Consider the following 12943-nt stretch of genomic DNA (forward strand, 5'->3'; position numbering starts at 1 on the left):
TACGCTTATTAGATTTCAAGTTCTTGAACGGAACGCATTGAAATGGCTTTTTTGTAAAGATCCTTGTATTCGTCTTCCAACTGATCGGGATCTGCTTTTAATTCGGGAAGTAATTCCATCAAGCAGTTCATACGACCTTCAATATCAAAGAATTTATTGATTACGATGATATTTTTTGAGGAAACAATACAATATCCGGATTGGAAATGCCCTTGTTCATATCGAACCTTATAGGTTAAGGCTGAACACAGGTCTTCAAGTTTTTTAAGATTGTTACGGGTATATTTCATGGTATCTAAACAATATTCCGAAGGGTAAAGCTATAAATAATTCAATCAATATAAAAAAAATAAATATGTTAAACCTTAAGAATATTGGGGTAATGTATATAGAAAAAACAAAATGAAATCTATTTTGAGCTTCATTTTTCAAAAGCTTTAAATTTGAACCATGATTAAAATAGTGATTCCTGCTTTAGTGTTTGTGCTGTTTTCAACAAATATACTTGAAAGTCAGATCTTTGGAGGGGGTCTTCAGGCGTCAGGCTGCTTGTCTCAGATTGATGGAGACAAGGTCTTTGGATTCCATAAACCCGGATATCAATTGGCAGTTTATGGAACTGCCCGGATTTCTAAAATTACGGATCTGGAAATTCAATTTTCTTTTAATCAAAGAGGCAGCAGAAGCACAAAAAATGATTTGACCGATATAAAATTCACCCTCAATTATCTGGATGTCCCGGTATTATTTGTTGTAAAGGACTGGATTAATCTGGAAGCAGATCAGGAATACTACCGTATGCATTTTTTTGGCGGCTTTTCAGTCGGCAAATTGGTATCTAGCTCTAGTTTTAGTGGGGTCGATAAAGATTTCAAACCGTTTGATTTTAGTTGGCTCGCAGGCCTAAAATATTTTTATACTGAAAATTGGGCTTTAACCGCAAGGTACACCAGATCTTTACTACCTATTTATAAGTATCCGGATGGCAATCGGGAAATCAAAATGATTAGTTATTTTATATCTTTGGGCCTCAATTATAAATTCAATTAAGTCTTTTTCTATGCGGATTTTGAGAACAACGCTCCTAATTATAATATTCCTACAGCTTATTATAGCCTGTAAAAACGATGGTAAAAACAGCAATTCAAAAGCTGCTAGCTCAGGTAAAAAGATTGAGTATAATGGAATCAGTGCTGATCTGCTGACCAAACTTCGACAGGAATGCACCAGCATTGATATTATTTCCTTAAAAAAGGAGGTAAACGTATCCATGAGCTTTGACAATCAGCAAGCTGTAGCAATCATTTTATCATTTATTACTGAGGAAAAAGCCAATCTTACCAATATGTGTTTGCCTGAAGCGCATCTGGTTTGCCAGAGAAATGGAGATGTTTTTCAGGAAATGGATCTTTATTATCAAAATGGCTGCAATGCATTGGTTTTTATGGATAAAGACAACAAACCAGTTTCTGCTAATCAAATCAGCAATGAAGGGGTTGATTTTTTTAACAATTTCCTGAAAGCCAAATCTACCCAAGATACCATGGGTAAAAAATAAGTTCCTAACTCCAAAACAACTCCCAATAAAATCTTTCAAATGAGCTTCTTAATTATGGAGCTCATACCTATTTTATCAGAGCTACCTAATTCGTCATAGCTATTGTTTTCCTTTGGCAACAAGCCTGTTTCTACGAAATTAGCGTCCTAATTCATGCTAAATTTGCTAGGAACTAATTGCATAGATTAAATATTTTAGCCTTGTCTAAATTAATTTTTTGGTATATTTGAACTTTATTTTAAATATGCAAGAAATACTTAGTTATTTATACGACTTCTTTAGCTCGGATCTCGGGTTGCGAACTTTAATAATCTCCATTTTGGTAGGTGCCATGTGTGGTATGCTAGGCTGTTTCATTGTGTTAAGAAACATGGCTTTAATTGGAGACGCCCTATCCCATGCCATTTTACCTGGCATTGTCCTTGCATTTATTGTAGCTGGCTACTCTACCCTCGGCTTTTTTGTTGGATCTGTTCTTGCGGGATTACTCTCCGCCTTTTTAATCACCTGGTTGCAACAAAAGGTACGGATTAAAAATGATGCGGCCATCGGAATCATCTTTACGTTTATGTTTTCCATTGGCATCATTGGAATCTCCTGGATCAGTGGCAAACAAGGCGTTCATTTGGATTTAAAGGATTTTCTTTTTGGAAATTTATTGTCCGTTTCACAGGAAGACCTCTATATGAGCATCATTATGCTGATGCTGGTGACCTTAATAATTATTGTATTCTATAGACCTCTGTTTGTAACCACATTCCAACCGGTTATTGCGGGGACCATGGGTATCAATTCGGGAGCCATGCATTACCTGTTGATGTTATTGCTGTCATTGGTGGTAGTGGCTTCTCTTCGCAGCGTCGGAGTCATCTTGGTGGTTTCTATGTTAATTACCCCTGCTTCAGCAGCCCTTTTGATAGCAGATCGACTTCACAGGGTATTGATTTGGGCCAGTCTATTAGGCTCCCTTTCAGCAATATTGGGTTTAATCCTGTCCATTGCATTTGATTTTCCAGTAGGGCCTTCCATGGCCGTAATGACTACATTCATATATGCACTCATCGCTTTATTCGCTCCTAAACGCGGATTTATACCCCGTTTACAAGCTCGCAAAAATCTTCAACAAAGGATATTAATTGAGGATATCTTAAAAAGAGCATCCAAGAATCCAATCCATGAATCGGTAAGCATTGATCAATTTTCAAGCATTACCGGACAAACAGAATCTCAATTAATTAAATGGATGAAAAAGTTGGAGCGACTTGGACTGATGCGTTCTTTTGAAAATGGATTTCAACTTACGGACCAAGGAAGAATCCGTGCCAATCAAATTGTGCGTGCGCATCGATTGTGGGAAACCTTTTTAGTAGAAGAAGTAGGCCTGAATGCGGATCAGATCCATGAAGATGCAGAATTTATTGAGCACCATTTATCTGAAGATGATTTAAACCGACTGGACGAACAATTGGGATATCCAGAAACTGATCCACATGGATCTCCGATTCCTAAATAATTGGAATGATTTCTAAAAAATCTAATTACTTTTCAAACTTCTTGAACAGTGCATCAACTTTATACACTTCATCCATCATGTCGTCTATATAAAACTTTAATTCAGGCATGGTTCGGATTTGTTTTTTAATCCGTTGGTGTAAAGCTTGCTTTAAACGCGCATAGTGTTCTTCCATTTGCAGGATGACCGATTGTTTATCTTCCGTATTAAATATACTCAAATACACTTTAGCCAAGCTAAAATCAGGACTAACTGAAACACTGGTTATTGTCACCAAAACGCTATTTCCATAGATGTAGGCTCCCTCGGCAGCAAGCACGTAGCTAAATTGACGTCTAAGAAGCTCAGATACCTGTTTTTGCCTTATAGAATCCATAATAAAACTAAACGAATCAAAAGGATCGAATGTTTATCAGAATCCCGCTTATTTTGCGGGAGCATTTCTTTATGAGTTCAGTTAAACTATTTCCAGACAGTCCAATTGAATTTTTGAAAGGCGTAGGCCCTCAAAAAGCAATTGCATTAAAGGAACAGTTAAACATCCGAACCCTTGGAGACCTGATTGAATATTTTCCATTTCGTTATGTCGACAAAACCATCATGCATCGCATTGATGAAATCAATCAGGAAGGATCTTATTATCAATTACTCGGTAAAATTCAAAGTCTGGAAGAAAAAGGCTTTGGCAAAACAAAACGATTAACAGCAATTTTTCAAGACGGGAGTGGATTTCTTGAATTGATTTGGTTTCAAAATTATCAATGGATTAGACAAAAACTTGAATCTGGAAAAGAGTTTATTATTTATGGAAAATTAAATCTATCCGGATTGCAAAAATCAATGGCACATCCTGAATTAGAAGAATTGAATCCAGCGATTCCTCAAAACAAACTGCGTTTCGATCCGGTCTATTCAAGCAATGAAAAACTAATCTCCAAAGGTCTTGACACCAAAGGACTTCGAAGAATTTTATTTCATGTTTTTCAAAACCTTGAACCCCTATCCATTCATGAAAATTTACCAGATTACATCCTACAGAAATATCAATTACCAGAAAGATATGAATGCTTATTAAACATTCACTTTCCTCCAAATGCCCACGCATTGCATCAGGCGCGGCAACGCCTCAAGTTTGAAGAATTGTTTTTTATGCAATTGCGCATGATTCGTGCCATGATGTTGCGAAAAAGCAAAAGCGTTAGCTTTCAGTTTGACTTAAATAAGGATGGCTATCTGAATTTCTTTGAAACGAAACTCCCCTTTCATTTGACAAAAGCGCAACAAAAAGTTTTAGAAGAAATAACCGCTGATCTAAGTACAGGCAAACAAATGAACCGATTGCTTCAAGGTGATGTCGGAAGTGGCAAAACCATCGTTGCCTTATTGGTCATGGTACTTGCAAATTCAAATGGATTTCAAGCCTGCATCATGGCGCCCACTGAAGTTTTAGCAAACCAGCACTATCAAAGCATCGGTCAATTATTAAAGGACACTGGATTTGCATGTGCTTTATTAAGTTCTAATGTTAAAGGAAAAGAACGGGAAAAACTGCTAAGTCAACTAAAGGAAGGAACCATTGCTATTTTAATTGGCACTCATGCTGTCTTAGAAGATCCGGTTAAATTTCAGAATCTTGGTTTGGTCGTTATAGATGAACAACACCGGTTTGGAGTTGAACAACGCGCTAAACTTTGGTCAAAATCCAAATCACTTCCACCCCACATTCTGGTGATGACGGCAACTCCAATACCCAGAACCCTGGCCATGAGTTTGTATGGCGATTTAGATGTTTCTATCATCGACGAACTCCCACCAGATCGCAAGCCGATCAAAACCTTGCATTTTACAGAAATCCTTCGCGGCAAACTGTTTGAATTTATGAAAGATCAAATTCGACTGGGCCGTCAAATTTATATCGTATTTCCACTGATTGAAGAATCTGAAAAATTGGATATAGAGAACCTTGAATTGGGTTATGAAAAGTTGTTAGAATCCTTTCCAATGCCCAAATACCAAATTGCTGTGGTGCACGGTCGCCTGCGGCCCAAAGACAAAGAATTGGAAATGCAGCGATTTATTCAACAACGAGCCCAAATCATGGTGGCCACAACGGTTATTGAAGTAGGCGTAAACGTTCCAAATGCTTCCATCATGATTATTGAAAATGCCGAACGATTTGGGTTGGCACAATTACATCAACTTCGTGGGCGGGTTGGCAGAGGGGCCGATCAATCGTATTGCGTTTTGATGAGTGCCGATCGACTCAGTCCAGATGCGAAAAACCGGATTCAGATTATGTGCCGCACCAATGATGGCTTTGAGATCGCAGAAGAAGATCTTAAAATCAGAGGCCCCGGCAATTTGGATGGAACCCAACAAAGTGGTTTGATCGCGTTAAAAGTAGCCGATATTGTTGAAGATCAGCAGATTCTACTTACTGCTCGCAAACTTGCAGAAGCGATCCTCCTGAGAGATCCGGAATTAAAACATCCCGTCAACGCACGCTTAAGACAGCAGTTGGATCCTGAAATTTCAGGCCAGAATCTTGCAATAATATCCTAATCTCAGAATCAATAGGATGTGGATCAATTAGGGCTCTGAGTTAAATATTTTGAAAAAACCGTTAAAAAAGCAGCATTTATCAGACTTGTGGTATCTTAGTGGTGTAGAATTAAATCTTTTGCAATAACATGAAAAAAGCATTTCTTAGTTTATTAGCTGTAGCAAGCGTGGTCCTGAATGTATACAGTCAGCAGACCCTTCAATCCGCAATTGAACAATCGGATTCCCGATTTGTGAAAGAATGGATCGCATCGGGACATGATGTAAATAATATCCTCATTGTCAACGATCAAAAATTAACTCCTTTAGCCTATGCAGCACTAAAGGCAAATCCGGAAATGGTCAATTTATTATTGAACCGGGGTGCTCAGGTTAATCAAAAAACAGAATTTCAAGATGCATTGATGTTTGCTGCTATGGGTGGCAATACAGAAATCATTGAAACCTTATTAACCGCTGGTGCCAATCCAATGAATGAAAATAAAATGGGGAAATGTGCACGAGATTTGGCCAAAGATGCCGGTCACAGTGCTGCTCACCAATTATTGAGTATCGAAACAGAGAAACGAGTTACTGCTCAGAGAGCAAAAAGACTGAAATAATAAAAATTTAAACCCTTTTATAAAAGGAATCCAATCACATTGGATTCCTTTTTTATTTTTGACCAATGAGCTGGAAAATATTAGTTACAGATGGCCTCGAAGAATCAGGCATATCAGCCTTAAAATCTCACGGGTTTACTGTGGACCTTAAAAAACTAGAAGCAGCGGAGCTTCCAAATAATTTAATCCATTATCAAGGGATTATTGTCAGAAGTGCAACGAAAATTCGTCAGGATCTGATTAAAAGTTGTCCGAATCTGAAATTTATTGCCCGTGCAGGCGTAGGCATGGATAACATCGATGTTGATGCAGCCAGAGCACAAGGCATTAAAGTAATTAATACACCTGCATCTTCTTCCCGTTCCGTGGCCGAGTTAAGCATGGCCCATATTTATAATTTAAGCCGAAACCTCCAGCTCAGCAATCGCAATTTAAAGGACAAAAGCAGTTTTGTCGAACTTAAAAAGAGTCTGTCAAAAGCTACTGAATTAAAAGGCAAAACGCTGCTCATCATTGGCATGGGCAGAATTGGAAGGGAATTGGGTTTATTGGCTCTAGGATCGGGTATGCAAATCCTCGCACACGATCCTTTTATTAATCAGCTATCCTTGAATTTTGAATTGCAAGGACAATCCATTTTAATTCCTGTTAGTTTGGTAAGCTTAGAAGAAGGACTTCCTGAAGCAGATTACATCAGCATGCATTCTCCGTTTGATGGAAATCAAATCCTCACACCAGCGCGCTTTGCAATCATGAAAAAAAACGCTTGTGTCATTAATACTTCCCGTGGTGAAAATCTGGATGAAGTTGCTTTGCTAAATGCATTGGATTCAGACCAATTAGCCGGTGCAGGATTGGATGTTTTTCAAAATGAACCGGAAGTAAATCCGCTTTTGTTAAATCACCCAAAAATTTCAGTGAGTCCACATATTGGAGCTTCTACCCTCGATGCTCAGCAACGAATTGCTGAAGAACTCGTAACACAAATTGTGAGCTTGTATGAGCAAAGTTGTGATGAGTAAAAGAGGAAAAGAACCTAGCCGGGAAATGTATAAGCTTATCAGCTTAATAGCTTCTTCCATTTAACAACTATCACCTACACCTATCCGCTAATTAGTTTTCAATCACCCTTAATTGTATTTTCTTTTTAAGAACCATTCATTGTCATTGATGCTGATTCCAAAATGAATGTTGATGTAATTTTCTTTTAATCGTTCTTCCAATTTTCGTTTACCAAAATCAACGTTTAAATGAAACATCGCATCTTGTCTCAAGAAAATTATTGGGTATGACCATCCTACGCTGAGTCCCATTCCTTTGATTTCAGTATTGTCTATGGTTCGATAGTCATTTTCTAGATAAGCTCCAAATCGATAGGTTGACTTCTTAATGACATTGTCGAAACTATTTAAGCCCGGTTTATACCATGTTGCAATTGCAATTCGATTGGAAGATTTGGTGCCATTGATCAAGCCGGTTGTAAGTTCTGCATTTTTCCAATCCGCCCATTGAAATGAACCCATAAACCCATATTTATCTTTATGTGAGTAGGCCAATCCTGCTTGTACTCCAAATGGCAATGTTCCTTTTTCATTCAACTCGTTAATATATAAAACGGTATCTACTACTCCCAACGCATCTTCAAAACGCGTTTGATGTAAAGCAGAATAACTTGAATTAAATTTCACTGGAATGTCGAATACCAAACCTGCAGAAAAAATTTGGCGTCGTAAACTATTGTCTTTAGTAAGTTGCTCTTGATTTAAAATTTTACGATAACTAAATCCAAGCACGGGTTGCCATCCACTGATGTGTACTTTATCATTTAAATAAGAATCATAGGATGCTGGTAAACTATTAAAATATAAATTCTGGTTGAAATTCAAATTCCCAAAAAGATAGTTCATTCGCAAACCGACTGCAAGATCTTTGTATCGGTACGAGAAGCCCAATTGAAAATTTTGAATGAGTCCATCACCTTGCACAAATCGACTCAGCTGATTGTTTTTATCTGTTGAATCGATGGTCTCAGAACGATAGCCAACGGATGAATATGGGCATAAACCAATTTGAATGGCATAAGAATGTATGTATTTTTTACGATCCAGGATTTCATTGATTGCATTGCGCAAGGGCACAGCCAATTGAATGTTATTAATATTTCCAGACCAGTCCGTAATGGTGTTGCCGGATGCCTCCTCCAATTTATTTCGTCGGGCGTACACTCCAATTTCCATATCGGTTTGTTTCAGAAAAGCGGTCGTTGCAGGATTTAAGGGATTGTAAAGTTGCTCGGAAATAAATCCAGTTCCGGCATTGGCCATTCCAGCCATCCAACCTGTACTTGCAATCCGCAAATCGCCTAATGCATAGCGGGACAAAGGAGAATTTTCATTGTTCTGAGCATGCAATTGTATGACACAGAAGAGAAAAACGGAGGATATAAAAAACGATTTAATGTACATCATTGATAATCTAAAATGGTATTGAGGCCTTTAAGAACCAGGTAAGGTTCCGCAAAAATGCTTATTTTCAAGTGATTTACCAAAAAAGGAGCATTCCCACCACTTAAAACGACGTGAAGCTCCGGATAGTTTTTACGAAGTCTGACAAAATAACCCTCAATTTCAAGCACAATGCCTTGAAGGGCACCATTTTCCATGGCACTTACGGTATCGTAACCTATAAAGGAATTTCCGGGATCATGAACTTTAATGAGCGGCAAACTGGCCGTATAATCGTGCATTGCTTTACAGCGCATTTCCAGGCCGGGGGCAATATTTCCCCCAATAAATTCACCGTGATTGTTTACTAAATCGTAGGTGATGCAGGTACCTGCATTTACGACCAGCAAGGCTCCTTTTTTATAGAGCGCTAAAGCCCCTGCCATTGCAGCGATCCGGTCAGTACCCAGCGTCTCAGGCGTTTTATAGTGTATTTTCAATGGCAGGTTGGTATTAGAACTCAGGCGTATTAATTTTCTTTTATCTTTAAACGCCAGCAGCCAATCCGGATCCTGAGCCAATACACTGGAATAAATTCCTTTTTCAAATTCTACTTCTTCCAACCATTTGATAATGGCCGTTTCTTCTTTGATCCAATGAACGGCATAGCGCTTGACTTTGCCTTCCTCCATTAAAGCCAGTTTTATCCGGCTATTGCCAATGTCAATGCACAATTTGTCCATAATCAATGCTTAAAATGTCTGATACCTGTAAACACCATAGACAGACCCAATTCATCCGCTTTATGAATGCTCTTTATATCATTGACGGATCCTCCGGGTTGTATGATTGCTTTAATTCCTGCCTGTGCTGCCAGTTCAACACAATCCGGAAATGGAAAAAATGCTTCAGAGGCCATCACGCTTCCAGCAGGATCAAAGCCCATGGCTCTGGCCTTTTCAATGGCTTGTTTGCAAGCATCAACCCTTGAAGTTTGTCCACATCCCATTCCGATTAATTGCTGGTTTCTCACAAGAGTAATTGCATTTGATTTTAAATGCTTTGCGCAATGCGAAGCAAATAAAAGATCCACAATTTCCAATTCCGTTGCTTGTCTTTTTGTAACGAGATTTAATCCATTGGCTTCTTGTTGGTGAAGATCCATTTCCTGATTTAAAACTCCATTTAAAGCCGTTCGACTGCTCCAAGAGCTTAGAGGCAGCTGTTTCAATAAAATGAGTATGCGATTTTTCTTTGCACTTAACAGTTCAATGACCCCAGATTCAAAAGCAGGCGCTATGAGTATTTCATAAAACAAGGAATTGATTTTTTCTGCAGTATGGAGATCTAGTGGCTTGTTACAAATTAGAATCCCACCAAAGGCTGAAACAGGATCTCCTGCCAAAGCATCTTCCCAGGCTTGTAATAACGTATCCCGAATGGCAATCCCACATACATTGGTATGTTTGATCACTGCAAAACAGGCCGGACCCTTATAAAAATCTGCAATTAAATTGCAAGCCGCATCCAGATCCAGAATATTATTATACGACAATTCTTTTCCTGACAGAATATCAAAACACGCATTCAGATCACCTAAAAAATGTGCTTGTTGGTGCGGATTTTCACCATATCGAAGTGAAATTTTAATATTGGTAGAAGCTCCAAAATAATCTGCAATCGCTGCATCGTACGCACTGCTCAGCTGAAATGCTTGTCCGGCCAATTGCTTGCGTTCTTCAATTTGCGATATCGCATTATTCTTTAAAATCTCAATTATTGTTGGGTATTGCATGGCAGAAGAAATGATGACCACGTCTTCATAATTTTTTGCTCCTGCCCGAATGAGTGAAATGCCACCAATGTCAATTTTTTCAATGATTTCCTGGTGATCGGTACGGGTCCTTCTGGTTTCCTGAAACGGGTATAGATCAACGATTACCAAATCTATTAAAGGGATTTGAAAATGTGCCAATTGAGATAAATGATCTGGATTTCGAATGGCCAAAATACCCCCAAAAACTTTTGGGTGCAATGTTTTTACGCGTCCTCCTAAAATAGAAGGGTATTCTGTAATGTTTTCAACGGCTACAACTGGAATTCCTAAAGTTTCGAGATATGCTTGAGTCCCACCTGTGGAATAAATTACGATTCCCAAATCGTGCAATCTGGTAGCAATTTCATCAAGACCCTCTTTATTATAAACAGAAATTAAAGCCGAGTGGATTCGTTTAGCGTTCATGTGCTTATTTAAATTGTAAGATGGCCCCCATAGTAAAACAAAGTCTGCAACGGGGTTCGTATTTGTCCTTTTCGCCCAATACAATGGTTTCGTTTTCTCCACTTAATCGATATGAATGGGTTGCCAGATTGCCGCAATGGGGACAAATTGCATGGACTTTGGTAATGTATTCTGCAACAGCCATTAAAGCCGGCATCGGACCAAAAGGTTGTCCTCTGAAGTCCATATCCAATCCAGCTATGATTATCCGTTTACCTTTAACGGCGAGTTCCTGGCAAATATCAGGCAATTGGGCATCAAAAAATTGTGCTTCATCAATGCCTACGACTTCGGTATCTTCCAATATGGCCAATAATTCTTTGGATGTTAAGATGGGTTTGGAAAGCAGTGCATTTTCATCGTGAGAAACTACTTTTCGTTCATCATATCGGGTATCCTTACTCGGTTTGAATATTTCAACTTTTTGGTTTGCAATCCGGGCTCTTTTAAGACGGCGAATCAATTCTTCAGTTTTTCCACTGAACATGGAGCCACAGATAACTTCAATCCATCCGGAGCGTTGTGATTTATAGGCTGGTTCTAGAAACATTCTTGCTGCAAATATCTAATAATTCCATATATATATGAAATTTCAATATGTCCTCCTGCTAAAATCGAATACCTTTGTGCAAATAATAACAACATAAAAACCGTTTTAAGCCAACAAAATTTTGCTATGGAATTTAACAATGTCAGAAAATGGATGCAAAAAATGAATACCATCCTGGAAATTTATTCTAAAGAAGAAAGTTTTACCCAATCGGAAAAAAACCTGCTGTTGGATTACAATCAGAAAATCCGGGAATCCATACTTTCGATCAAAGTAGAAGATGAAGCCATTTCTGACAATGAAGAATCGCATATTCAGGAAAGTCCAGCTCCTAAAATTAAAATGGAAAAGCAAGAGCCCGAACCTGTTAGCGAAGTCGTAGAAATAAAATCAGAGCCCATTCAAACTGAACGCTACAAGGAGTTGTTTACGTTTAAGAAAGTGGAAGATTTATCCGAGCAATTGGATTCAACACCGATTAGCAGCATTCAAAAAGCCATGGGACTCAATGAAAGAATTCTGACACAAAATGAACTTTTTGGAGGGGATAAGAATTCATTTGATAATGCCTTGCAACGATTAAATTCGCTGGATCGATTTGAAGATGCCCGGAATTATTTGAGTGAAGAGTTAATACCTCAATACGACTGGATGGATGAGAAGCGAATTAAAAAGGCGCAGTGGTTTATAAAATTGATTAAACGGAAATATTCTTAATGATTGAATTAGCCAAAGAAAAAGAAAAATTCATTTACGCCCTTTTTGTTGCTTTGTTATTTTCGGTGGCCTGTGTTTTAATACATGTGCTGTTTTTAGTGTTCCCGATTCAAAAATATGATTGGAGTGTATATCCCAGAGATATTCATCAATGGTATGGTATTTTAACCGGGCAGTTTATACATGCGAGCTGGGGCCATTTATTTTCTAACCTTCCTCCCCTTTTTGTAAGCAGTTTGGTCTTATTTTATTTTTACCGGAGCATTGGTTGGGCAGGATTTATTTTGATTTTGCTGTTGACCGGGTTCATGGTTTTTTTATTTGGTCGAAATTATTCACACATCGGAGCCAGTGGCCTGGTCTATGGATTGATTTCCTTCATCTTTTTTTCAGGTATCTTTAGACGGAATGTAAAATCGATTGTATTAATGACCATTATGGTTATTATGTATAGCGGATACCTGGCGGGTTTTTTCCCTACTGAAGAACGGATATCCTGGGAAAGTCATTTGTTTGGAGCAATTGCAGGCCTGTGGACCGCTTTTATTTTCAGAAATTTCAGAGAACACGATGAGGTTGCAGTAGTTTATGAATGGCAGGGACAAGACCGAAATCCTAAGGATTACTTTTTTTGAGCGGGATGTCTTTAAGAAAACGCTGTCAGAACGAAAAGCAGAATCTGAATCACAAGATCGTTTATTCGAAGACCTACAGAG

14 protein-coding genes are annotated in these 12943 nt (G+C 38.4%); 8 read left to right on the forward strand and 6 right to left on the reverse strand.

What is annotated here, in order from left to right; genetic code table 11:
* Positions 1-8 precede the first annotated feature (8 nt).
* Entirely contained in the window at positions 9-290 is a 282-nt protein-coding gene (locus tag IPK91_04070; protein ID MBK8296453.1) for a hypothetical protein, read from the reverse strand.
* Between the two features lie 160 nt (positions 291-450).
* On the opposite strand from IPK91_04070, the gene IPK91_04075 reads away from it, so the two are divergent.
* From IPK91_04075 to IPK91_04085, 3 genes are all read left to right on the forward strand, one after another.
* Positions 451-1050 carry a PorT family protein gene (locus IPK91_04075; protein MBK8296454.1) on the forward strand — a complete coding sequence of 200 codons (600 nt, stop codon included), beginning with the start codon at positions 451-453 and terminating at the stop codon, positions 1048-1050.
* Between the two features lie 10 nt (positions 1051-1060).
* Positions 1061-1558 (forward strand): hypothetical protein, encoded by a 498-nt coding sequence (locus IPK91_04080; protein ID MBK8296455.1) that lies wholly within the window; start codon positions 1061-1063, stop codon positions 1556-1558.
* Between the two features lie 244 nt (positions 1559-1802).
* Positions 1803-3071, forward strand: a complete 1269-nt coding sequence (locus IPK91_04085; protein ID MBK8296456.1) for a metal ABC transporter permease — start codon at positions 1803-1805, stop codon at positions 3069-3071.
* Between the two features lie 25 nt (positions 3072-3096).
* Here IPK91_04085 and IPK91_04090 read toward each other — a convergent pair whose 3' ends face one another.
* On the reverse strand, positions 3097-3447 hold the full coding sequence (locus IPK91_04090) for a ribosome-binding factor A (GenBank protein ID MBK8296457.1): 351 nt from the start codon (positions 3445-3447) through the stop codon (positions 3097-3099).
* A 71-nt stretch (positions 3448-3518) separates the two neighbouring features.
* On the opposite strand from IPK91_04090, the gene recG reads away from it, so the two are divergent.
* The 3 genes from recG to IPK91_04105 all read left to right on the forward strand — a co-directional run bounded on the left by recG (position 3519) and on the right by IPK91_04105 (position 7257).
* On the forward strand, positions 3519-5633 hold the full coding sequence (gene recG, locus IPK91_04095; protein ID MBK8296458.1) for an ATP-dependent DNA helicase RecG: 2115 nt from the start codon (positions 3519-3521) through the stop codon (positions 5631-5633).
* Positions 5634-5761: 128 nt separating this feature from the next.
* A complete protein-coding gene (locus IPK91_04100; GenBank protein MBK8296459.1) occupies positions 5762-6235 on the forward strand; it encodes an ankyrin repeat domain-containing protein in 474 nt (157 codons plus the stop codon).
* A gap of 65 nt (positions 6236-6300) precedes the next feature.
* Entirely contained in the window at positions 6301-7257 is a 957-nt protein-coding gene (locus tag IPK91_04105; GenBank protein MBK8296460.1) for a 3-phosphoglycerate dehydrogenase, read from the forward strand.
* Positions 7258-7365: 108 nt separating this feature from the next.
* On the opposite strand, the gene IPK91_04110 is transcribed toward IPK91_04105, so the two are convergent.
* From IPK91_04110 to IPK91_04125, 4 genes are read right to left on the reverse strand one after another with little or no spacing between them, the layout of a single operon-like run.
* Entirely contained in the window at positions 7366-8703 is a 1338-nt protein-coding gene (locus tag IPK91_04110) for a hypothetical protein (GenBank protein ID MBK8296461.1), read from the reverse strand.
* Entirely contained in the window at positions 8700-9422 is a 723-nt protein-coding gene (locus tag IPK91_04115) for a type III pantothenate kinase (protein ID MBK8296462.1), read from the reverse strand. Before IPK91_04115 ends, IPK91_04110 begins: the two co-directional genes overlap by 4 nt.
* A 2-nt stretch (positions 9423-9424) precedes the next feature.
* Entirely contained in the window at positions 9425-10921 is a 1497-nt protein-coding gene (gene purH / locus IPK91_04120) for a bifunctional phosphoribosylaminoimidazolecarboxamide formyltransferase/IMP cyclohydrolase (protein MBK8296463.1), read from the reverse strand.
* 4 nt (positions 10922-10925) lie between these two features.
* A complete protein-coding gene (locus IPK91_04125; protein MBK8296464.1) occupies positions 10926-11510 on the reverse strand; it encodes a thymidine kinase in 585 nt (194 codons plus the stop codon).
* A gap of 126 nt (positions 11511-11636) precedes the next feature.
* On the opposite strand from IPK91_04125, the gene IPK91_04130 reads away from it, so the two are divergent.
* A complete protein-coding gene (locus tag IPK91_04130; GenBank protein MBK8296465.1) occupies positions 11637-12227 on the forward strand; it encodes a hypothetical protein in 591 nt (196 codons plus the stop codon).
* A complete protein-coding gene (locus IPK91_04135; GenBank protein MBK8296466.1) occupies positions 12227-12862 on the forward strand; it encodes a rhomboid family intramembrane serine protease in 636 nt (211 codons plus the stop codon). The genes IPK91_04130 and IPK91_04135 overlap by 1 nt, the downstream gene beginning before the upstream one ends.
* The last annotated feature ends 81 nt before the right edge of the window (positions 12863-12943 follow it).

The organism is Saprospiraceae bacterium (assembly GCA_016712145.1).
In the GTDB taxonomy this organism is placed as follows: Bacteria; Bacteroidota; Bacteroidia; order Chitinophagales; family Saprospiraceae; genus Vicinibacter.